The 24071-nt window shown below is 39.8% G+C and carries 17 protein-coding genes; 12 read left to right on the top strand and 5 right to left on the bottom strand.

Translation table 11 applies throughout. From position 1 onward, the window contains the following. Positions 1–1040: 1040 nt before the first annotated feature. Positions 1041–2552: an alkaline phosphatase D family protein gene (locus tag EHW67_RS08490; protein ID WP_126161949.1), complete on the top strand. Its 1512-nt coding sequence runs from the start codon at positions 1041–1043 to the stop codon at positions 2550–2552. Positions 2553–2601: 49 nt separating this feature from the next. Further along, positions 2602–3432 carry a carboxylesterase family protein gene (locus EHW67_RS08485; protein WP_126161948.1) on the top strand — a complete coding sequence of 277 codons (831 nt, stop codon included), beginning with the start codon at positions 2602–2604 and terminating at the stop codon, positions 3430–3432. Positions 3433–3789: 357 nt separating this feature from the next. Here the strand turns inward: EHW67_RS08485 and EHW67_RS08480 are convergent, their stop codons facing one another. The 4 genes from EHW67_RS08480 to EHW67_RS08465 all read right to left on the bottom strand — a co-directional run bounded on the left by EHW67_RS08480 (position 3790) and on the right by EHW67_RS08465 (position 7096). Continuing rightward, complete coding sequence (locus EHW67_RS08480) at positions 3790–4287, bottom strand: thermonuclease family protein (RefSeq protein WP_126161947.1); 498 nt, start codon at positions 4285–4287, stop codon at positions 3790–3792. Positions 4288–4490: 203 nt separating this feature from the next. Beyond that, positions 4491–5204: a hypothetical protein gene (locus EHW67_RS08475; RefSeq protein WP_238389871.1), complete on the bottom strand. Its 714-nt coding sequence runs from the start codon at positions 5202–5204 to the stop codon at positions 4491–4493. A gap of 420 nt (positions 5205–5624) precedes the next feature. Then, positions 5625–6683, bottom strand: coding sequence for an ABC transporter permease (locus EHW67_RS08470; RefSeq protein WP_238389870.1), 1059 nt, complete (start codon positions 6681–6683; stop codon positions 5625–5627). Next, positions 6680–7096, bottom strand: coding sequence for a hypothetical protein (locus EHW67_RS08465; RefSeq protein ID WP_126161945.1), 417 nt, complete (start codon positions 7094–7096; stop codon positions 6680–6682). Before EHW67_RS08465 ends, EHW67_RS08470 begins: the two co-directional genes overlap by 4 nt. Positions 7097–7270: 174 nt before the next feature. On the opposite strand from EHW67_RS08465, the gene EHW67_RS08460 reads away from it, so the two are divergent. Continuing rightward, on the top strand, positions 7271–7996 hold the full coding sequence (locus tag EHW67_RS08460) for a hypothetical protein (protein ID WP_126161944.1): 726 nt from the start codon (positions 7271–7273) through the stop codon (positions 7994–7996). Between the two features lie 71 nt (positions 7997–8067). Then, the gene (locus EHW67_RS08455) at positions 8068–8472 is read left to right on the top strand and encodes a DUF3761 domain-containing protein (protein ID WP_126161943.1); all 405 of its coding nucleotides are present in this window, start codon (positions 8068–8070) and stop codon (positions 8470–8472) included. Positions 8473–8498: 26 nt separating this feature from the next. Here EHW67_RS08455 and EHW67_RS08450 read toward each other — a convergent pair whose 3' ends face one another. Continuing rightward, complete coding sequence (locus EHW67_RS08450; protein ID WP_126161942.1) at positions 8499–9212, bottom strand: hypothetical protein; 714 nt, start codon at positions 9210–9212, stop codon at positions 8499–8501. Positions 9213–9551: 339 nt separating this feature from the next. On the opposite strand from EHW67_RS08450, the gene EHW67_RS20360 reads away from it, so the two are divergent. From EHW67_RS20360 to EHW67_RS08410, 8 genes are all read left to right on the top strand, one after another. After that, positions 9552–9710 carry a hypothetical protein gene (locus EHW67_RS20360; RefSeq protein ID WP_158285102.1) on the top strand — a complete coding sequence of 53 codons (159 nt, stop codon included), beginning with the start codon at positions 9552–9554 and terminating at the stop codon, positions 9708–9710. Between the two features lie 336 nt (positions 9711–10046). Continuing rightward, positions 10047–10916, top strand: coding sequence for a tetratricopeptide repeat protein (locus tag EHW67_RS08445; protein WP_126161941.1), 870 nt, complete (start codon positions 10047–10049; stop codon positions 10914–10916). Next, the gene (locus tag EHW67_RS08440) at positions 10913–12583 is read left to right on the top strand and encodes a metallophosphoesterase (RefSeq protein WP_126161940.1); all 1671 of its coding nucleotides are present in this window, start codon (positions 10913–10915) and stop codon (positions 12581–12583) included. Before EHW67_RS08445 ends, EHW67_RS08440 begins: the two co-directional genes overlap by 4 nt. A 124-nt stretch (positions 12584–12707) precedes the next feature. Further along, entirely contained in the window at positions 12708–14594 is a 1887-nt protein-coding gene (locus EHW67_RS08435) for a cytochrome-c peroxidase (protein ID WP_126161939.1), read from the top strand. A gap of 1067 nt (positions 14595–15661) precedes the next feature. Further along, positions 15662–17236, top strand: a complete 1575-nt coding sequence (locus EHW67_RS08430; RefSeq protein ID WP_126161938.1) for a sulfatase — start codon at positions 15662–15664, stop codon at positions 17234–17236. 331 nt (positions 17237–17567) lie between these two features. Then, on the top strand, positions 17568–20180 hold the full coding sequence (locus tag EHW67_RS08425) for a WD40/YVTN/BNR-like repeat-containing protein (protein ID WP_126161937.1): 2613 nt from the start codon (positions 17568–17570) through the stop codon (positions 20178–20180). A 709-nt stretch (positions 20181–20889) separates the two neighbouring features. Further along, positions 20890–22128, top strand: a complete 1239-nt coding sequence (locus EHW67_RS08415) for an ROK family transcriptional regulator (protein WP_126161935.1) — start codon at positions 20890–20892, stop codon at positions 22126–22128. 73 nt (positions 22129–22201) lie between these two features. Further along, positions 22202–24052 (top strand): arylsulfatase, encoded by a 1851-nt coding sequence (locus tag EHW67_RS08410; RefSeq protein ID WP_126161934.1) that lies wholly within the window; start codon positions 22202–22204, stop codon positions 24050–24052. The last annotated feature ends 19 nt before the right edge of the window (positions 24053–24071 follow it).

The following is a 24071-nucleotide window of genomic DNA, read 5'->3' as shown; positions in this document are numbered from 1 at the left end:
ATGACATTCAGGTCATAGTTGGAAGGTATTCAATATCGAGCAATGATTTATATACACACTATAAGTTGAAGGAACCAAGAACCGGCCTTTTTTTATTTTAGTAGAAAATCAAGGAGTTTTCACACCGGATGGGGGAAGGCGTCCATAGAGCATTTCACCCTAGTGAAAGCGGCCTGGGCGCTGGGGCTGTGGAAAGTCCGTAGATTTCAAGAAAAGAAAAATCAGCCTAGCGTTTTTTGGTTCGTTTTTTGGGCGATGCAAAAAATGAACAGAACAAGAATTTTGAGGTAGACCGTTCTTATCAATTCCTATCCATACAAATTTTTCAGATTTATCCATTACTTAACTGTCCGATCAATCCGAGGTAAAAGATTCACGAATTCCCGTACAATAGAAATGCTATGAGCTAAATCTCACAAGTAACTCAAACAAAACATAAATAGAGTTATTAATACGTGAGCTTTGGACAATAATTTAATATGTAGTAACCAAAACCCTAATATGTGTGACTTCTCGTCGTCCCGAAAAGGGACTCTGTCGAAGTGACGTAAAACAGTCATTTCGAACGACCGATAGGGAGGAGAAATCTCACAGGTAGCTGAACGAAACCTCAATTGTTTGAATAATTTCCCAGCTTTGGACAATAATATAATATGTAGTAACCAAAACCCAATATGTGCGACTTCTCGTCGTCCCGAAAAAGGATGCTGTCGAAGTGACCACCCCAGTTGTTTTGAATGCTTGAGGGAAACCGAATAATGATATTAGTGTCCACTGTGGAAGAATATTTTCTTGACAAATGACATTCAGGTCATAGTTGGAAGGTATTCAATATCGAGCAATGATTTATATACACACTATAAGTTGAAGGAACCAAGAACCGGCCTATTTTTAATTTGGTTCTAAATCAAGTGAATTCCAAAGCGGGTGGGGGACCGGCAAGTTTCGTTTTTATTTGCTAAATTCGGTGCTTGACCCCTGTCAGCCTACAGGCAGGGAACACGAACCAAACATTAAACGTAGGCAACAATCACCACAATATGATAAAAACATTTAGCATTACCCTTCTCATCGCCATCCTAATTACCTCCTGCAACCCCATAGTGCAGGATATTTACCTTGGACAAGGAATAATGGCCGGTGAAGCCACTTCAACATCCGTAATCCTTCAATCCAGATTAACCCTTACGGACAGCTTGGTCAATGGGGATATAAGCGGTGCCAATGGGATCGCGAGATTTGAAATTGATACCGACTCCACTTTTGAAAACCCCTTGGTTTCCGACTTTTTACAGGCTACCTCAGAGAACGACTTTATAATTAAAAAGAAAATAGAAGGTCTGCAGCCAGGAAATAAATACTTCTACCGTCTCCAATTTGGAAAGGACAAGAATACGCTTTTTGAAAGTGATATAGCCACTTTTAAAACCTTGCCTGGCCCCAATAGCAGTGAAAAGTTATCAATGGTGGTGGTAACGGGTATGAACCACTATTTTTTCCACTACGGGAAATATGAGGAAGGAAAGGAGTATTCCGGAGAAGACAAGCGTCTAGGGTATCCGGCATTGCAGGCTATCCAAAACCTGAACCCAGATTACTTCATTGGTACTGGGGATAACGTTTATTTTGACCATCCTCACAAGACCAACTTCGACAGAGCCGTTAAAGCCGGGAAGAACCCCCACCCAGGAGGATATAATGGAATGGAAGTGGTAGATGAAGAAGGGATGCGCAGAAAATACCATGAACAATTTGCCCAACCCAGGTTTTTGGAACTTTTTAGTAAGGTGGCAACCTATTGGGAAAAGGATGATCATGATTATAGATACAACGATGCCGATCCCTACCAGGAGCTTCCTATATCCCATGAATTGGGGATCAAGAATTTTAAAGAGCAATTGCCTGTGGTGGATTTGGAGGACATACATGCCAAAACCTATCGTACCCATCGCATGAACCAAGATCTTCAGCTGTGGTTTTTGGAAGGTAGGGACTACAGAAGCCCCAATAAAATGAAAGACGGACCCGACAAAACGATGTTGGGAACAGAGCAATTAGATTGGCTTAAGGAGACATTATTGGAGAGCGATGCCAGTTTTAAGCTCATAATTTCCCCAACTCCCATGGTGGGGCCAGATGATGCTTACAAAACAGATAATCACGTAAATCATGACGGTTTTAGGCATGAGGGGGAAGCAATTTTCCAATGGTTGGTGGATAATGATTTCCTTGAGAAAAATCTTTATATTATTTGTGGCGACAGGCATTGGCAATACCATGCCATGCACCCCAGTGGAATTGAAGAATTCTCTACAGGGGCCTTGGTAGATAACAATTCTCGCGCTGGACGCTTGGCAGGAGACCCCAACTCAACCGATCCCGATAGCTTGATTAAACAATTCTATATTCAAGGGGATAAGGAGTCCGCCAGTGGTGGGTTTTTGTCGGTTACCGTGCAAAGAAAGGATGGTATTCCAGTGGCCACCTTTCAACACTATGATGAAGAGGGAAATTTACTTTATGAGACAGAAAAACTGGCCGAAATTAATTGACAAGGAAGTTAATTTTAATTCAGAAGGGTAAGGAAGCAATATAAAGGAAATGGGGAAGGTTCTAAAAATATGGATCATAGCAGTGGGTATATTCTGTTTTGGAGTGACCAAAGTGGTCTCCCAGACCAAGGTGACGCAAATAGCCGAATTGTTCATGGAGAGAACCCATGTAAGCCAGCAAAAAGATACGCTGCACTATCGCTTGCTGAAACCTTTGGATTACGATCCCAACAAACAGTACCCCTTGGTAGTATGTCTGTCTGGAGGAGCAGGCAGGGGTAGGGATAATATCAAGCAAATTGCAGGTTCCAAGGCAGCACAAGTATTGTCCACTTTGGAAAATAGAAAAAAATATCCTGCCTTAATTTTTGTGCCCCAATGTCCACCTGGCGCTGATTGGGGAAGGTCTCCGGGAAAGAGTGAAAAAGAACGTCTGATGGCACGGGGAAGGTATAATCAACCCAATGTAGAAGCCTTGGTTTTTGAAACCATAGCAGCCTTGGAAGAAGAATTTAATATAGATAGCAGTAGACGCTATATTACCGGTCAGTCCATGGGTGGATATGGAACTTGGCACTACATCCTAAGTCGCCCGCATATTTTCGCTGCGGCCATCCCCATCTGCGGGGGTGGCAACCCTGAGCTTGCTAAAAATATTGCAGATATACCCCTATGGGTTTTTCATGGTGATAAGGACAACACCGTTCCGGTCGACTTTTCTAGAAATATGGTAGCTGCCATTAAAAAGGCCGGTGGAAATCCTAAATACACTGAGTTTCCGGATGTGGGTCATAGCAGCTGGCACCCGGCTTTTGATACCCAGGAATTGCTGGATTGGCTTTTTGCTCAGGTAAAGGAAAGGGAAGCAGAGGACAGGTAAAATGCCATTCAGTTTGCCAAGTAATCATGAAAAAACGTTAATGAGTATAAAATTAATTACAGATCTAATAATCTTCAAATAGAAGTATAGGTTCAGTTTATAAAGGAAACTTTTTGGTTCACTCAAGCACAATTGGCCATTCTTTTTAATAATGGAAGAACAACCATTACAGAGCACACTTCCAATGGTTTTAAGGAAGGAGAATTAGTCGAGGATATGATATGTCGGGATTTCCGACATACCACTCAACACGGTGCTGTTGTAGGAAAAATAATGTTGTCCATTGATTATGTGAATGATATAGTTGAGCTTATAAAAAGCCAGCAAAGAAAAACATATCTCACAATGAAAATCTACTTACCTGTAGTCCCAGGGTGCAATGGGATTAGGGTCACTCCACAAACCTACTTTGGCTTCTCGTGCTTCTCTTTCCAGATCGTCATAGCTCATGTCATCTGAATATTTCTTAAAGTGCCAAGCCATACCCAGTTTTACCATTTCCTTATTCACATTTATGTTGTCCTTATTGAAAATAACTCCAATCAATCTCCCATTTCGGTCAAATTTTCCATCTGATGAAATTCGAACAGTTTGGCCAAAACATAAGTCGGACAACACTATTTTAGCCCTGTTTCCAAACGGTTGTTTCCCTCTTTTTTCAGGACAGTCTATATGTTCTAATCGCAGTTTAATTGGCAATTGACCATATAATATTTCCACAGTATCACCGTCCAAAATCCTAATGATTTTGGCCTCCAATTGAATTTTTTCGTCTAATCCATTTCTCGCGGCAGTAATAATATTGTCCTGGCCAGTCTCACTAGAATTTGAGATCAAAGCGGCAGGGGTAACCATTTTTTGGTGTTTATTATTACAAGCCTGGTTTAAAGTAAACAGGAGAATAAAACATAGGGTTTTATTGAGAACAAAAAGGGTAATATTCATTTAAGGTAATTCAATTTTAACTATTACAAAGTAAGTTTAAATGCACTGAAAGACCACTCTTAGAATAAAATTCTTTTTAAAATTGAACTTCTTGTATAAAACCAAATCTTGGATTAAATGGGATCCAAAATAAAATCTTTAATTATTTTATCCATATTAGAAGGTAAAACAGCTTGTTTTATAGCAAAGCGTTTAACGTTCATTTCTGTTAACCACTTACTCCAATATGCATTTATAACGTCTTCTTCATAAACATTTTTGGAATCAGGGTTAATCCCTAGAACTAATATTTCTATATCCGACAGATCTTTATTTATTTTTATAAATCCAAAATCTTGATTCTCAAATTTTTCCTTCCATTTGGAAGAGTTCAATTTATTCTTCCTTATCTCCTGCGGGATAAGAAATGATGTTCTATTTCCTTCCTTCAACTGTGTGTCTTTGTGATAGATATAGCCATCGGTTAAAATGACCAGGATATTCCTATACCCCTCCTCAATACAATAATCACCTACCTTATTCTTAAAAAACCTCCATGTATCAGACCCAATGTAATTATTATCCTTAATAGCCAATTCATATATTTTTAGGGGATAATTGGAATAGGAGCTATCAACCTCATGAAGTATTTCTTTTGATAAATTATCTTTGGAAATACTGTACTTAAGTTTGTTGGACAAATTATTGATATCAGAATTAGCTGGACTCGGCTCAAAAAACAATTCTATTTGTTCGTTTGCCTGACGCACCTTTTTTTTGCTTAAATGCTCTAAAAAAGCACTGGAAACTGATTTTATATATCCTACATCCCTTTTATAAAACTCCATTGCCTCATTTGGAAATTTGACTGGACTTATTCTATCCGATAAATCTAGAAGTAGATTTAAATTTAGATTGAATGAGCTTTTGTCAATCTTGGTTGCACGCGGTATTTTGGTGCTTTCGATGGGTTTCTTTTCATCTGATTTACAGTTAATTATTACCATAAAAATTGGTACAACCAAAGCAATTTTAATGAATGGTTTAAATGTTTTTTTCATCTCCTAATTATTTGAGTACACTAAATTTTGAAAGTCTGTGTCTGTTAAATTCATTTCTTGTAAATGTTCAGTCGCGGTAAGCTCACATTCTTCAAGCAACTGAGTTTTTTCCTTATGCGGAATAGCAATTTCTGAGCTAATGGCCTGAAACCAACCTTCTTTATATTGGGAGTGGTAGTGAAGGTATTCCTTAATGGGAAATACAAATCAGTCAATTTTGTGTTGTAGTTCTGTTATTAAACCATTTAGGGCTGTTTTGTGTTGTTCAAACTCTTCCAATCTTTGCGAATGCTCTTGTCGTTGATGCTGTAGATTTAAAATTTCCTCCTTCTTAGACTTTATAAAGGCCTCTATTTTATCAATATTTTCATATTCTTTCATCACAAAGTCAAAAACTAGTCCCCAAATAATATATACTACAAAACCCGCAAAGATTATCATCCAAAATTCTGCTTCCATCACAGCAATTTTTAGATCATATGGTTCAGAATTTATAGTCTTGTTGAATTCATAAATTTTCTTTTCTATTTGATACGCCAGTAGTCCATCAAAAAAAAAGGTAAGTAGGTAAAGGCTAACAATTTTCAATACATTTTTAAAGCCCTTACCTTTTTGAACCATATGAATAACATAACCCAATCCCATAAAAACAAAAGGGATGGTTATAACCAATAAGCCTTCCAGCCAGCTATCATTAAAGGCATTAGTAAAGGCATCTTTGTCAAAAATGGCAGCAGAAAGCATATCATTGGTAAACTCCTTAAAAAAAGACGAATAGGATGCGGACACATAGAAAACCAATAGATAAAGAGTAATTGGCAGAAGTAAGGCAAGACCTATATAGAATTGTGCTTTAGGTCTTTTATCCGCATCCACTCCATGGGTGTGAGGATTTTTTCTTACATCTACAATATCATGCTTCACCTTATCAATTTGACCAGTTACATCGTCCCTTTTTTTCTCATATATGCCATGGCCAGTTTCACACTTCTTCAACTCCGTACGGTGTTTTTCTTGTGCTTCCCTATATGGCTGTTTTAAACGTTCTTGTTCCAGAACTTGTTTTTTGCATTGATCTTCAAAACTGCCAAAAAGATTTTGCAAACAAGCCTTTAGGATAATAGGTTTACCGGTTGCTTTTATAGAAGCTCCATAACCACTTTGATAGTACGTAATACGAATCGACTCTCTATCCTCTTCTTTTGGATTAACCTTCTCTACGGTATTAGTCTTTTTTAAACTAAAAAGTTGTTTTATAGAACTCATAATTCTGATTTATTTAATTCGGAAATCAATACGTCTTTGGTTTGTCCCTTTTGAACAAAATCCAATAAATAGTTGGCTAATTCCTCAATGTTTTCCTCTAGGAAACCAAACTTTTTAATATATTTTTTCAAGGTATTTTTTTCATCCTCGGTGATTATTCCATCAGCAATAATCATTTGAGATAGATCAAATAAGTATTCTATTTTGGTGTTTAAATCAGTAGGTATTGAGGCGCGATTAATAACAGGGTTCAATAGCAATTTATCCAGCTCTTTTGCAGGTATGCCCCGATCATCTGCAAATTGATAAAGCATCTGAAGTTCCATTATATCAAAGTTGTCATCGGCAAATGCCATTTGATAGAGTCTTAAAAAATGACTCTTTAATTCGGCACTAATAGTTGTTTTTTCCATTGGTGGTTAATTTGGCTTTAAAATGATTTGACAGTAAAACAACTAAAAATATGAGTAGTTACATTGCGGTTTTCCGCATTGCTCCCCTATTTATTAATATTAACTTGGCGGTTGAACAACTTTATTCTAACGAGAAAATTTTATAAACCAAAAACCGAATTCAGAAAACAAATTATGAAAAAAATCACCCTACTATTTTTACTTATCATCACATTTTTAGTCCCGAAAAATGCACAAGCCCAAGATAACGGAGCTGCTATAGCGGCTGGAGCAGGGGCCTTGTTGGCCATTGGTGCTGGGATTGCGGCGGTGGAGCAGATGAAAGAACGTGCAGAATTAACGGCAACTGAATGGATCTTGTCCAATAATCCCGAACTGGTCAATTTTTCCTTAAAAACACTTGATTTTAATGGTAAAAAATTAAAGGACATGTCCGCCACATCGGTAATCACCTTTAAAATCCAAGAATTTGTACCCCAGGATAAGCCGGAGTTGGATGGGAAGAAGCAAATTTTGCTTGGATTTACTAGCTATGGTTGGATAAATGAATATGGCATCGACTTTGACAAAGTACGTTGGTTTTTAATAGATTCAAAAGAATGGATCAATATGATGACCTCCTATACCAAGGTTGCTTCAGGAGAAAAAGATGACAGTTTTGTTAAAGATCAATTGACCAACGGGAAAATTGTAAATAAAGGAATAAAAGTAAAAAGCAAAACTACAATTCCATTTTATGAACTTTCAGGAGACTTGTATGTAACTACTGATTACAATGAAGATATGAAATTTATTTACAATGAAAAGTCACTTGGCATTTACTTAAAGGAAACCAAAAATTTAATACAGATTGGCCGTGGTAGCATCATTGAAATACATGATTTCTTTTTTGATGAATAAGGAAATATTTTCATAATATTAAGGGTCATAGTTCAAATTGGGCTATGGCCTTTTTATATCAATAATATATTATGTCTTGGATTATTAGTATCATACTTCTCGGTATAGTCATAGGTGTAGCCCGTACCTATCCCAAAACCAGTATTTTAATTGCTGTTTTGCTACTTGTGATCTACGTAAATAGGGATTCCGCCTCTACTCCAGATAGGAAAACTAACAAAACTGAGTTAATTCAAAATTCAAGTAGTTCTAACCGTGTCCAGAATAATCCGAGTAATTATTACAGCCCCAAAAATTTAAAGCGTAAAAGTGATTACAACTATAGGCCATCAATTTCAACTTCAAATAATAAAATAAAAACCAACAGCGTAAAGACAAGAATCGGTGCCGTTTGCAATGATGGAACAACGTCAAGGGCAACTGGAAGAGGTGCCTGTTCCCATCACGGAGGAGTTTCTTATTGGCTTTATGAATAAACTGTACCCTGTATAAATTTTATAAGTTAATCCTTTAGTCCAATCTGTTCTGCATCCTTCCTTTTATCCAAAACATAAGTTTGATATATATGATCCGTTACACTTTTTAAAGGCTTGTTATTTTCTGGATGATAGCCATGATAGGTGAAAAATTCTACTTTCCCATTGGATTTATCATACCACAATTCTTTCCCTTTGGTTTTTCTGTCCACCAAAGAATCAAAATTTTCAATTTTTCTAAATTCTTCAAGTATTAGTTCTTTTAAAGGACTTTCTAAGGACGCTCCCGTGCAAGCCGTTCTTTCATAATGATTTTCTTTCCAAACCATACAGTTCTCCTCTTCCTTAACAAATCCAAAATACGATAAACCCGTAAAGGCTAATGCAGAAGAAAATAGGATAATACGATTCTTATTTTTAGAGTCTGCCCCCACTTCAACAACCCTTTTTGAAGGAAGCTCTTTTTTCTCAAAAGGGTGTTCCGTTACAAAGCTCGCATAATTATCATAACCCAAATAATTGCAGAAACACGTAATTAATTGAGGTTTCAGCTCCTCATTATTCGCCTCTTCTTTTTCTACAAAAGCAGTATAATAATCCCTAAGTGTTCTTTCGCTGATGGGATATTTATAATCATCTAAAAGGATATCGGCAAGATATTGTGCCATTCTCGTTTTTACTGAAGACCCTATTTCTATTTCGGCTTTTTTAAAAACAAGTGTTACTAATTCTTTAGACATAGCATTATTCCTAGGCTCCTTAAAACTACTACAAATTTGGAAATTCCATGGAAAAAAACAACTGGAATTTCTTTTCCATGGGGTTTCCAGTCCTTCTTAACCAAACCCCATTTCTTTGCCTTGTAATTGTTGATGTAGTCATGATAGCATATCAATTACACCAAGGGAAAACAAATGTAGTAAGCGAATAGCCATTGGGAAGTAGCTCCTAGTTTCTGCATACGTTTTCCACTTCCCAACAAAAAAAAAGGAGTACTCCAACACTCTCAATGTGTTGCTAAAAAATATTTGGACCAGTCCGAACAGCAACACCTATGTCCAATTTTTAAAAACCAAAACATGAAAAAAATAGCCTTTATAATAGTCCTTGTAGTTACTAATATGTCCTTTTTTGCTTGCGATGATGATAGTTATGCAGAAACCGATAGCTTATATGAAAACCTTTCGGCCACGGAAGGCGATGATGGTGATGTTGACAAAAATCCTGATTCAGATTAATTTGCCTTACCATTAATTAGGAATTTATAACAAGCGTTTACAGAAAGTGAACGCCTGTTTTTTTGGGGAATGATATGAATTGAAATTTGGTTCGTCCCCTTTTCATTTTTAACAAAAAATTAACGCAGCAGAAAAACAGCTTTGACTTTGTTTGAATACGTTTGATAGTAGGGTTTTAGAGCCCTTAAAATTGCTAATATTCCATCTTAAAATGAGAACTTAAACGAAGGAGGGGGATATATAGGTTGAAAATGTAGTTCTTTAGGACAGTACATGGCCTATTTTAAATCTGATGGAAAAATTCTGAGGGGAAGGAAATTATGTTAACCAATACAAATGATGTTTAATAAGAAGGAGGCTATACTTTTCGTGGTAAAAAGAGGCTTACTATTACTTCTATTTTTATCGCTTTCCATGCCAATGTTTGCCCATGGGGATTTAAGCATACGGATAGCGGAAAAAACCATTGAGATTTCCGAAGATCCCAACAATTTTGAATTGTATTACCAAAGGGGGCTGCTGTACCAACAGCATATGGAGTACGACTCTGCACTGAAAGATTACCATAAATCACAATCCTTGGGAAATACCGATAAGTCGGTACATTATAATATTGCCGAGGTGCATTACTTAACCCAAGACTATGACCAGGCCCTAAATAGTATTGCCTCCTTTTTGGAATTGGACAGTAAGGACGTAAAGGCTAAAAAACTGCAGGCCCAAATATTATTCCAACTAAAATCCTACAAAAAGTCCTTGAAGGCCTACCGTTATGTGATCCATAATATGACCGATATACGTCCAGAGGATATTTTGGAGTACAGCAACATTATTCTCACCGAAAACAATAAAAATTATAAAGATGCCTTAGAAGCCATCCAATTGGGGCTGGACAAACTGGGGCCGCATACCTTATCGCTTCAGCTTAGAAAATTGGACTATTTAAAAGATTCCCATCAAACCGAAAAGGCCCTGGAACAATACAATTATTTTATCCTTGAATACAATAGAAAGGAGTTCTGGTATTATAGGAAGGCAATGTATTTAACGGAAATTGATAAACCGCATGAGGCCTTTATATCCCTAAAATTGGCCAGCGCTGCTATTCGGCAATTGGATACAAGGTTTAAAAATATGAGTGCAGTAATAGAATTAAAAGAACAAATAAAGAGCTTGGAAAGTATAATCAACAACCAGAAATCATGATCAAAAAAAGTACCTTTTTATTAGTGGCCCTATTTTCGGCCTATTCAGTTGCGCAAACCTCCGTTGCAGATCTTCCCAATGTAAGTACTGTTGCGGCAACCAATACTATTGGCCTTCCACAGCATGCTGCTTCCGTTGAGGTAGAAAGAGGTCCTTACTTGCAAAGTGGGACCCCAACATCTGTTGTGGTAAAATGGAGAACCAATAGCCCAACTGAATCTGTTGTGCATTACGGTACGGAACTAAAATCTTTATCCAAGAAAGTATCCTATGATGCTTTAACAACCGAGCATGTGGTTACCTTGTCCGGTCTAAATCCAAATACCAAATATTATTTCAATATCGGTAATAAATCAGGTGTTTTGTCCGAAAGTGATTCTGGCGATATGTATGTCATTACATCGCCTGTTGCCGGTACAAAACAATTTGTACGTGCATGGATTTTGGGGGATGCAGGGACCGCCAATAATAACCAGCGGAACGTAAGGGATGCCTATTACGACTATGTGGACAATGCACCCCAAAATACCGGTAAGACCGATATGATGTTGTTTCTAGGGGATAACGCCTATGGTAGTGGTACGGATGAGGAATATCAGAATGCCTTTTTTGATATTTATGACGATATGTTGAAAAAATCCGTAGCTTGGTCCTGTTTGGGTAACCATGATGGTAAGTCGGCCGATTCTGCCACACAATCCGGTCCCTACTATGATATATTTACCTTTCCTACTGGCGCCCAGGCCGGTGGTACCGCCTCAGGGACAGAGGCCTATTATTCTTTTGATTATGCCAATATTCACTTTATAATACTGGACTCTCACCATACCAACAGAGAGGTTGGAGGTGCTATGTACAACTGGACACTGGCCGATATTCAGAACACCAAACAAGATTGGATAGTGACCTTGTTTCATCACCCCATATACACCAAAGGGTCCCATGACTCCGATACCGAAGACCGACTAATTGAAATGCGGCAAAATTTTATGCCCATGATGGAAGATAACGGAGTGGACCTTATCTTAAACGGGCATAGCCATTCCTATGAGCGCTCTTATTTCTTGAACGGCCATTACGGGTTTGCCAATACCTTTAACCCGGATGAAATTTCTAAGGGCGGACATACCGTTGGTGCCAATGGTTTTGGAGACGGGAAAGCGGATAGCGATGGGGCATACCAAAAAACGAGTGTGGCCACTGAAGGAGCCGTATACATAACTACGGGATCTGCCGGTAAAATATCCGGGGGCGACCTAAACCACAAAGCCATGTCCGTTTCCTTGAACCAACTGGGATCCTGTGTTATGGAGGTGGAAGACGATGGTAAGGGCGGACAAAACCTGACCGTAAAGTTCATTAGGGATAATGATGGTATTGATGATTATTTTACCATCAACAAGGCCGGAATAAGTCTTAAAGCGGACGCCAGTAATTCCATTCCTAAAAGTGATATACTCCGTTATGATGCCGACAAGGAATTGGTGCAACTTAAACTGGATAATAATGAGCGACTAAAGAAGGTAAAAATCTATAACAACATTGGGAAACTGGTAAAGAAGAGTAGAAAGAAATCCATCAATGTGGGCAAGATGCCAAAAGGCCTGTATGTTATGGAAATCGTGACTAATGAAAACACCTATAGCGAATCTGTGACCATAGAATAGATTGGCAAAAAGGCTACTGTTTATATTAGTCTTCCATAGTATTCATTGGAGGTTTTGGCCAAAGTAGGAAAGCAAGGCTGGCGGTATTAAAAAGCCCAGAAATGGTGAAAAGCGGTTGTTGAAAATGAAAAGGACAAGCATTTTATTGGGTTCAATTTTTATTGGTTTGTTGATGTTGTCGGCCAGGAACCGGACCCATCCGTATAAAATGGATGTTATTCCGGAAAAGGTTGCAGCATTATATGCGGCCAATTTTCACGGCTTTCAAGATGAGGTGGATACATTGGCAACCCTGGCCAACAGTGCAAGCTCTTTGAGCGAGTGGGAAACCCTGAAAAGGCAGGTAGAAAAAACAAGGTTGGTCTATAAGAAGATCGAATTTATTTTTGATTACTACCAGACCTTTTACAATGGTACTTATATAAATGGGGCACCTTTGCCCAAGGTAAGCGAGCATTTTGAAGCCGGTGCGGTTATTGAACCCTGCGGATTACAGGCATTGGATGAAGCTGTGTATGAAGAGGCTTCCCAGGAAAATCTGAAACACATACGGGAATTGGCCAACGGACTCAAAGAGCGGGTAGATTTTATTGCTAAAATACATTTCCCGGTCAATTTTAAGTCGAGCCAGATAATTGAGTGTATCCGGTCAGGTATCGTTAGGACCTTTACGCTGGGGATAACCGGCTTTGATACGCCTGGTTCCGTAAATGCTTTGGAAGAAAGTGCCGTGAGTTGGCAAAGTATGGAAAACACCTTTTCCTTTTTTGAAATAGGTATTTTGCCAGAGGCCAAGGGCGAATTTGAAGCCATTAAAAAACTCTTTACAAAGGGAAAGGAAAGATTAAATGCCGATATAAGTTTTAATGATTTTGATAGGTTGACATTTTTAAAAGAAGTGGTCAACCCCTTGTATGCGGCCTTGTTGGAATTTCAAAATGTAAATAATATAAGGCTAGAGCCTTATAAGAAGCATGCCCAAAACTATCAGGCCAAGAATATCTTCGATATCAATTTTCTGGATACGGATTTTTATTCAGAACTGGTGTATTTGCCTTTGGATAACCCCAAGACCATAGCCTTGGGTGAATTGTTGTTTAAGGATCCTCGGCTCTCCAATAACAATGTGATGTCCTGTGTCAGCTGTCATAATCCTAAAAAAGCTTTTACCGATGGTTTGCCCAAAAGTGTATCCAATCAAAAAGGGGTGTTTACGGATAGGAATGCACCAACCTTGTTGGGTGCAGGCTATTCCACCCGTTATTTTTGGGACATGAGGGCGTTCGACCTTGAAAGACAAGTGGTACATGTGATAGATAACGATTTGGAGTTCAATACCAGTTTTGATGCAATTGTAGATAAACTAAAAAAGGATACCAATTATATTAGGCTGTTTAAAGAGGCCTATGGGGGTATTTACAAGGAGGATATAAATCAGCGTTCTATAAGTAATGCCATTGCGGCCTATGTAAACTCCTTAAAGTCATTGAACAGTCCGTTTGATAAATATGTGCGTAACGAAACCGAGGAGTATCCCGAGAATGCCAAGCGGGGCTTTAATCTGTTTATGGGGAAAGCGGCCTGCGGAAGTTGTCATTTTGCCCCGGTCTTCAATGGTACCGTTCCTCCTTTTTATATGGAATCGGAATCGGAGGTGTTGGGCATTACCCAAGGTTTTGATACCATTGCGCCACAGTTGGATACAGATTTGGGGCGAATGGACAATGGTTTTTCATTGGATAATCACCCCTATTTTAAAAACTCCTTTAAAACGGTTACCGTTAGAAATATAAGCGAAACGGCCCCCTACATGCACAACGGTTCATTTGTGACATTGGAAGAGGTACTGGCGTTTTACAACCTTGGGGGAGGGGCAGGTATGGGCTTGGAAATTAAAAACCAAACCTTGCCCGATGCGCCCTTGGAGCTATCCAATCAGGAAATTAAGGATATTATTGCTTTTATGGAGACGCTATCGGATGTAACTGACTATGGGGATAGGGGGGATTGATTGGTTAAGGATTAAGGTTGTTTTGCTTTCTCATCGAGCTCGTTTATTATTTCTTCTGGCATGTTTAATGTCTCCTCGAGCCTGTCTGCCGCCAGGCAGGCTCAACCTGTCGAACCTGGACTGCGCTATCCACACAATATCAACCTATGCAATTCATCGTGTTCAACCTTAGGAACCGATGCCATGGCTTAAATTATTTCCAAGGCTTCAATAATTCTTTACGGCCATGTCATCTCCACAACGGAAGAAGATCTGCTTTACAATTGACTTTAAGACAAAGTTGAAGGGCATTCAATAACGAACAATGATTTATCTACACTATAAATGTTAATGGATCAAAGAAACGGCCTATTTTTATTTTAGTAGTAAATCAAGGATTTTTACACTGGGCGGGGGAAGGCGTCCATAGAGCATTTCACCCTAGTGAAAGCGGCCTGGGCGCTTGGGCTGTGGAAAGTCCGTAGATTTCAAGAAAAGAAAAATTAGCCTAGCGTTTTTTGGTTCGTTTTTTTGGCGATGCAAAAAATGAACAGAACAAGAATTGTGAGGTAGGTGGTTCCTGGCAATTTCAATCCAAACAAATTTTTTCAGATTCATCCATTTCTTAATTGTCCGATGAAATCGAGGTAGGAGATTCACGAATACCCGTAAAATAGAAATGCCATGAGCTAAATCACACAAGCGGCTCCTTCCTGATATGTGCGACTTCTCAATCGCCCGAAAAAGGGCTCATGTCGAAGTGACTGCCGTATGAATTTGACGGTCGCAACCCTACAATACTACTAGTTCAATTGTTTAAATATGCCATCTATCGGTTAATATCATCCACTATTTATTAGTTGATATTTTTTTACTTTGGACATTAACTTTGCTAGTCTAAAGCTGTATCCCAATAAAATGCTGTTGTCTTATTAAGAGACTCCTTTTAAAACCAAAAAATGGGAACATTTTTTAAGCTACTAATAGCCGCGCCAGGTAGTACAGCTTATGCCTTAAACTAGCTTTGAAGTGCTGGCCAAAAGTTATTGTCCTAAATAAAGGAATTATAAATTAAACAAACCCCTGCCATGACCTATATTGAATCTAGAACCCACTCCTTGGGAAAAGTCGTTAAACTGAGCCTTGTTTTCTTCTCACTGTTGATAGTAGGCTGTAAGAATGATAAAAAGGAAAAAGAGCAGCAATTGCTAGCCCATCCAAATGTGTTGTTTATTTCATTGGATGATATGAACGATTGGATTCGGCCACTTGGGGGTAGTTCGCAGACCATCACCCCCAATCTGGATGCATTTGCCAAAAACTCGGTTAATTTTACCAAGAATTACTGCCCTAGTCCCGGTTGCAACCCTTCAAGATCGGCTGTTCTAACTGGGGTGCATACCTATAATTCCGGAATGTATTCCAATTATCAGGATTGGAGAAAGGTGCCAAAGCTTGCCAATACCCTTACCCTGGGGCAACATTTTAAGAACAATGGCTACCGCACGGTAGGGGCGGGAAAAATATTCCACTATAGTCAAGTAGATACCTTGGGATGGGATGACTACTATCCGGCCATAAAGAAGCCTATGCCAGAAAATCCTTTTCCTGAGCAGACCCCCGTAAATATGAAGCCTTTTGAACATATGTACAGTATGTTTGATTGGGGCGGATTGGATGTTGAGGAGAAAGAAATGGGCGATTATAAGACCGTAGACTTTATTTCCGAGCAGATAGGAAAGGAACATGACAAGCCTTTCTTTTTTGCCGCGGGAATTTATAGGCCCCATCTTCCCTGGTACGTGCCGCAAAAGTACTATGATATGTTTCCTTTGGAGGAGATAGAATTGCCAAACCTGATGGAAGGCGATACCACGGATTTGGGTCCCTTTGCAAAGGAATTGATATCCCGAGGGGGTAATTATCACAAGCATGTAACCGAGGCAGGCCAATGGAAAAAAGCCATCCAAGGTTACCTTGCCTCCGTAGCTTTTTCAGATGCTATGGTAGGCAGGCTTTTGCAGGCATTGGAGCAAAGCCCCTATGCCGATAATACCATTGTGGTGCTTTGGTCCGATCATGGGTGGCAATTGGGAGAAAAAAAACATTGGCGAAAATTTGCCTTGTGGGAAAACGTTATACGTTCCGTATTGATGATCAAGGTGCCCAAGCAGCTTGAAAAAATGCCTATGGGATCCAAGAATGGCATAGCAACGCACAACCTTAGCTCGCTGATGGATATCTACCCCACCTTGGTAGATCTTTGTAACCTGCCTGAAAAGGAGGATATGGATGGGGTGAGCCTTAGGCCTATATTGCAAGATCCCGAAAAGGAAGTGCCAAGGCCCATAATTACCACCTATGATTACGGTAGTTATTCCGTACGCTACAAAAATTGGCATTTTATAGACTATATAGATGGGTACAGTGAACTGTATAATCTTGATAACGATCCGGACGAATGGTACAACCTGGAAGAGGTAGATAGCTTGCAGTCCGTTAAATCCCAGTTGAGGTCCTTTATCCCATCCAATCCCATCGATTTTCCCAAGAGCTCTTTAATACCTCTTGGGCAGCACCATATACCGCCCATTAGATCCAAGGAGCATTATGAAAGCGCAGAGCGGAAGCAGTGGATGGAGCGAATTAACGGTGCGGAGTAGGACTGTATAAAGGGACTAATTAGATGTCTAGGAGTATGGCCCATTGTTTAAAGCCTTGGAGCTTTTAGGACGATAAAATGTAGTATTTTTCTAAGGATGTGCATAGTCCTTGGTTAGTACGGGGTTGGTGAAATATTCGCTGGATAGCTGGGCGCACATTGTGCCTTAATTCATCAACATATATTCGGCAATTGCTAGGATCCCTTCGGGCAGTCGAGTCTGGCAACTTCCCTCTTTCAATGGGGTGTTGTAATGACAATCTTAGTGGCGATGAACAAATGGATAGTACGAAAGACAAACTAAAATCATAATATTGGAAAAACTTAATCTGATGAAACTACATTTCTTATACCTAGTAGGACTGTTGCTATTTTTACATCCAATAATAGCAGATGGTCAACAGCCAGCTTCCCCTTTGGAAGCATCGTATCGCCAGCATAAAAAACTAAGCCAAGCTAAGACATTGGGATTGCAATGGGAGCCTTTGGGGCCAGTTGTAAATTCAGCCCGGGTAGAAGCTGTTCAATTGGATCCAACCCACCCTGGTACCATGTATGTGGCATTTGGATCAGGTAATTTGTGGAAGACGACCGATAATGGGCTTACTTGGAAGACACTTTTTGAGGATCAACCAGTTTTGGGAATAGGGGACATAGCGCTGGCCCCATCAAACCCGGACATACTATACGTAGGGAGTGGCGAAAGTTTAAAGAAGGCACGAAATTTTACAATGCCGGGGAACGGTGTTTATAAATCCATTGATGGTGGGAATACCTGGAAACATTGTGGTCTGGATGACTCCTGGCATATAGGGGAGATAGCGGTGCACCCCACAGACCCTAATATTGTTGTGGTGGCAGTTTTAGGGCATTTCTGGTCTACCAATAAAAACAGGGGCATCTATAGAACTGAGGATGGGGGAGATACCTGGGAGCATGTGCTGTTCGTTGATGAAAAAACAGCTGCGAATGACGTTGTTATTTCCCCTTCGGACCCTAACGTTATGTATGCTTCCCTATGGGAGAACAATCCAGGGATTACCGGTAATAATAGCGCTATATATGTTAGTAGGAATGCTGGTAAATCTTGGGAAAAGGCATCCAATGGTTTTCCACAAGGCCCGGAAGTTGGACGAATAGGTGTAGCCGTTTCCTATACAAATCCCTTAAAGGCATATGCCCTGGTAGACAATAAGGGGCAAAAGGAATCAGCTGAAATTTACAAAACTCTGGATGGAGGGAAACATTGGGAACGAACCCATACCGAAGAACTAATGATCAATTCAGTTGTAGGTTGGTATTTTCAGGATATCTATGTAAATCCCAAGGATGATGAGGAAATTTTCGGACTCGGTGTGCGAATGGCCCATAGCACCAATGGAGGCAGGGATTTCAATTTAATCGGTGGCGATGTATTTCATATGTTTCCCAGTGACGCGGACCAACTTCATCTGGATCAATGCGAACTATGGATCAACCCGGACTTTCCCGATCATATGGCGGTGGGAAATGATGGGGGACTTTATGTTACCTATAACAAGGGGAAATCTTGGATGCATCACAACAATATTCCTGCAGGGGAATTTTATGACATTGCCGTGGACAATCAAGATCCATATCTGGTATATGGGGGCACTCAGGACGATGCTACCGTTTATGGTCCGGCCGTGGAATGGAATCCAAAATATGCAGATCGGTGGCAATACCTATGGATAGATGCTTGGAGTGGGGGTGATGGCTGTATTACCCAAGTTGATCCCGAAGATCCCAATACGGTCTACTTCAGCTCCCAGAATGGAGCCGCTAGACGAAAAGATATGCAGAAAGATCGGTCTGTGTCCATTAAGCCCAAATTGCCCAAAAACCATGGGGGGACCCTACAATATAATTTTGTTACTCCCTATGCTATCTCGCATTATGATTCCAAAACACTCTATCATGCAGGGAATTATGTGTTTAAGAGTGAGAACAGGGGGGATGATTGGCAGCTTATAAGCGGTGATCTGAGCAATTCTTCCCAAGCGGAAAAGCAGTCATTTTCGGCCGGGGCTTTTGCAGAGTCGCCAATAAAACCTGGGTATTTGTACGTTGGCACGGATAAAGGTGCCTTTTGGGCTACCAAGGATGATGGAGCTAAGTGGAAAGAATATTCAGAAGGTCTTCCAAATGGATATATACGTAGCATTGTTCCTTCAAAATACGACGCATCCAGGATCTATATTACTTTGTCCGGAATTAATTATGACGACTTTTCCAATCATATTTATGTAAGCGAAGACGGAGGTAAAAAATGGCATAAAATACAGGGGAACTTGCCCAATGAAACAGCTTATGTTATCTGTGAAGACCCCAAGTTTGAAGATGTGCTCTATGCAGGGCTCTTGCGCGGAGTATATATTTCGGTGGATAGGGGGGCAACATGGTCTTTGCTGGGCGAGAATATGCCTATTGTTGCTGTGGCAGATCTCGAGATTGAAGAAAATACATCTGATCTTTTGGTAGCAACCCATGGCAGGGGTATTTACAAAACAAATCTGAAGCCGCTGCACAAAGCTTTGGAGTTAGGATTACCTTTGAAAAAAAGCTTTTTGTTTGATACTCCCTCCGTAAAAAGGCCTTGGGTAAACGATACGCATAGGGATATAGACTATAACACCATTAATAAAGTACCTATCACATTTTGGGCCACCAAAAGTCAAGATGTCAACATTAAAATATATAATGAAGGGGAGGAATTGATCTGGTCACATGCCTTGGCCGTAAAAGAGGGCATGAACCAATTTAGGTGGAATTTGATAATTAAAAAACAAAGCAGTCCAAAACCTTATTTTATCCATTATGACAAATTTATTGAGAAGGGTGTATATAAAATATTGCTGGAAATGAATGGGGAGACCTTGACAGGAACATTAAAGGTAGAGGAGGGGAGTAGGCCCAAGCATTAGAGAACAGGATATGTCAATAAAAAAATGAGTCAAGCCTGACATAGTTAGTGCAGCATGTATAGTATGAAAAAATGTTTCTAGGACGGTCCTAATTTGTTTGATGATGTCTATGTACGCATTAGCCCAAGACCAATCATTGCCAGCGTTTAGGCAGAAATCCTGGCAAGATCATTTGCAATCAATACAGCAATCATCATATGCAAAATTAAAATGGAGAGCAGTGGGGCCAGAATTTATGGGGGGTAGAATTGAAACCATTGCAGGTCATACAGATAGGCCAAATACCTTGTAGGTGGGAGCAGGTTCGGGCTATCTACGGAAAACCGAAAATAACGGTACACATGGGCGTAATATCTTTGTTTTGGATATTGAAAATATTGAAAACATAGAGGAAGATTAAACGTGGATAGTTTATGGCAGGATTGTTTGATGCCTAATCCATTTTTTAAGGATAACACATAATTTTAGAGCTATTTTATTATTTATCCTGCAAAAGGTGGTCCCGATTATCTTTTTAATATAATTATTATAAGTTTGTATCCTAGCCCTAAAAATCGACTACTTTTGTAAATTAAAGGTTAATTTAAAATTAACTGCCGCGTATATGGTATTTGCTAATTAAATGGGGTTTAGTATTTTAAAAATTTTTTATTGAAAAGTCATATATGAAAGGTATTTTAATATCTTTGATAAACATAACCCTTATTACATGAAAAAAGAATACGCAAAAATGGATGCGGCGCTTTTGCATCTTGCCAATAAAAAGGTGGTTTTAAAGCTGATTAAGCACAATAAGGAAATTAGTAGGTCTGCCTTGGCTAAGGAGTCGGGGTTAACGCCCCCGTCCATTACTAGGATTGTAGATGAGTTGATAAATGTTGATGGTCTGGTAGAAAGTCTTGGTGTAGGTAGTTCCAGTGGAGGCCGCCCGCCCATGATCGTTAAATTTAAAAATGATAACAATTACATAATTGGAATAGATTTGGGCGCCACCTATATACGGGGGTGCATGGTTGATCTTAATGCCAATTTTATTTCCGAGATACAGGTTCCTACCGAATTGGAAAAGGGATTTTTGAGTATTGTTGACAAGGTTGTTAAGCTGATTAACAAACTCCAGAGTAGGAAGGAGCCTAGAGCAAAAATATGGGGAGTTGGGATTGGTGTTGCCGGTTTGGTGAATAGTAAAACGGGAATTATTGAATCTTCGCCCGATTTTGGTTGGACAAACATTGATCTAAGGCAGGAGTTGGACAAGCATTTGGACTTGCCTTTTTTCTATGATAATTCAACGCGATTGATGGCACTGGGTGAGATGAAGATGGGAGAGAAGAATAACCAGAAAAATTTTGCCGTTATAAACATTGGATACGGAATTGCCTCCGGTTTGGTGGTTGAGGGGAATCTTTTAAAAGGTTTTTCCGGATTCGCCGGGGAGTTTGGACATATTGCAGTGGATACGGATAGTACCGTGCAGTGTAAGTGTGGTATGTACGGGTGTCTGGAGGCTTTGGCCTCTGGTCATAGGATCGCCTCTTTGGGCAAGCAGTTGTTGGCAGAAAACGGATCTGAATTGTTAAATGAACTATGTAGAGGGAATCAGGACCTTATTACGGCCGAATTGGTAGCACGGGCAGCAAAAAAAGGAGACCCTGCATCCCTAAAAATATATGATGAGGTAGCAGAGTACCTCTGTAAAGGAATAGGGACCTTGGCAAATTTATTAAATCCGGAAACCGTCTATATAGGAGGTGGGATTTCCTTGAATGGCGATCTGCTTTTCAATTTAATAGAGGAGAAGCGTGATAAGTACCTCTTGGCCGGAAATACAAGGGTTAAAATACAACCCTCTACATTTGGTGATCAGGCAACTTCCATTGGTGCGGTATCCGTAGTCCTGGAGAAAATTTTAAACTTGGAATTATCCGGTGCCAAAAAAACTAAATAAACAGAAGGTTGCATCTTTTTCTTGATGCAACTTTTGTCTTTTTCAGCTAGGGCACAAAATCAATAAAAATATAATGCTAAAAATAAAAGGTGTTGCTTTAGCCTTGGTACTCGGGCTGGTTTTAATAAGTTGTAAGGAAGATTCAAAAAAAGAGGTCGCAATATCAGGCCCTAAGAAACCTAATGTTATTTTGATCATGACCGATGATCAAGGGTATGGCGATTTAGGTTGTCTGGGTAGTCCGTATGTTAAAACTCCCAATCTAGATCAATTTTATAACGAGAGTGTTCGTTTTACGGACTTTCACGTGGATCCTTCCTGCTCCCCTACAAGGTCTGCGCTGCTTACTGGTACCTATTCTGCCAGGGCAGGGGTATGGCATACCATTGGAGGGAGGTCCTTGCTAAAGGAAGGGGTGACCACAGTGGCTGACGTATTTTCAGACAATGGCTATAAGACGGGTATCTTTGGTAAATGGCATCTTGGAGAGAATTATCCCTTTAGACCCAACGACAGGGGGTTTCAGGAAGCCATAGTGCATGGTGGAGGTGGCATAGGCCAATCACCGGATTTTTGGGGCAACGATTATTATGACGACACCTATAAGCACAATGGTAAATTTGAGAAATATGACGGCTACTGTAATACGGTATGGTTTAATGAAGCTATTAACTATATAGAGAAGAACAAGGACGAGCCATTTTTTTGTTATATCCCTACCAACCTTCCCCATGCGCCTTTGAATGTGGATGAGAAATATGTAGAGCCTTTTAAAGGCAAGGTATCGGAACGCTTGGCGAAGTATTATGGCATGGTGGAAAAAATTGATGAGGATGTTGCCACGCTATTTCGCAAGGTGAGTGATTTGGGGCTTGATGAGAATACAATAGTCATTTTTATGACCGACAATGGACCCTGTCCGTGGTTTGGTGGTGTTGAGATGGATTTTGAAACAGGTTATGTTGAAGAAGGATATACCGCTGGTATGAGAGGGGCAAAGATATGGGGGTATGAGAATGCCCACCGGGTGCCATTCTTTATTCGCTGGCCAGAAGGAGGAATAGAGGGCGGCAAGGATATAGATGCGCTTTCGGCCCATGTAGATGTGCTTCCCACCCTAATAGAATTATGCGGACTTAAAGGGGCGGATAATTTAGAGTTTGATGGTAGAAGCCTAGCGCCTCTTTTAAATGGGGAGTTGACAAATTGGCAAGATGATAGAACGGTAGTGGTACACAATCAACGTGTGGAATACCCTGTAAAGGATAAGGAATACCAAGTGCTTACCAAAGATTGGAGATTGGTGAACAGGGAGGAAAAGGAATTGTACAGCATCAAAGAAGATGGAGAGCAAAAGGTGAACGTAGCGACAGAAAATCCAGAGGTTGTAGAAGAACTTTATAAGCGGTATGAGGATTGGTGGGAAGATGTTTCCGTAGAATTTGGGGAATATGCAACCATGTATGTGGGTACCGAGCATGAAAACCCCGTTACCCTGTATTCCCATGACGCACATACCAGAAATAAGGAAAAAATATGGACGGTAAACGTGGCACGTGATGGTAGGTATGAGGTGTATGTAAATAGGTGGCCCAATGAGACGGGAAAAAGAATTAATGAGAATGCCAAGGGGGAAACGCAGAATAGTTTTAAATCAGCTTCCCTAAAAGTGGGTAATATAGAACAAACGGTACAGTTGGATGATAAAATGAAATCTGCCAAGTTTGTGGTAGATCTAAAGGCTGGCGTTACCTGCTTTCAATCTTCATTTAGGCTAAGGAATGATAAGATCAGTGGAGCGGGTTTTGTATATGTCGATTATTTAGGTGCCGGAGATGCCCAGAAAATAAGTGAATATGTGCCCTCAGTGCCAGATGAGATTCTAAGGAAGGGCTATGAGCAGAAAGTAGTGCTGTTCGATTAATTTATATGTTTAAATAGGT

The sequence above is a fragment of the Arenibacter aquaticus genome, assembly GCF_003957295.1.
GTDB classification, from domain to species: Bacteria; Bacteroidota; Bacteroidia; order Flavobacteriales; family Flavobacteriaceae; genus Arenibacter; species Arenibacter aquaticus.
This window is presented reverse-complemented; position numbering and strand designations above follow the sequence as displayed.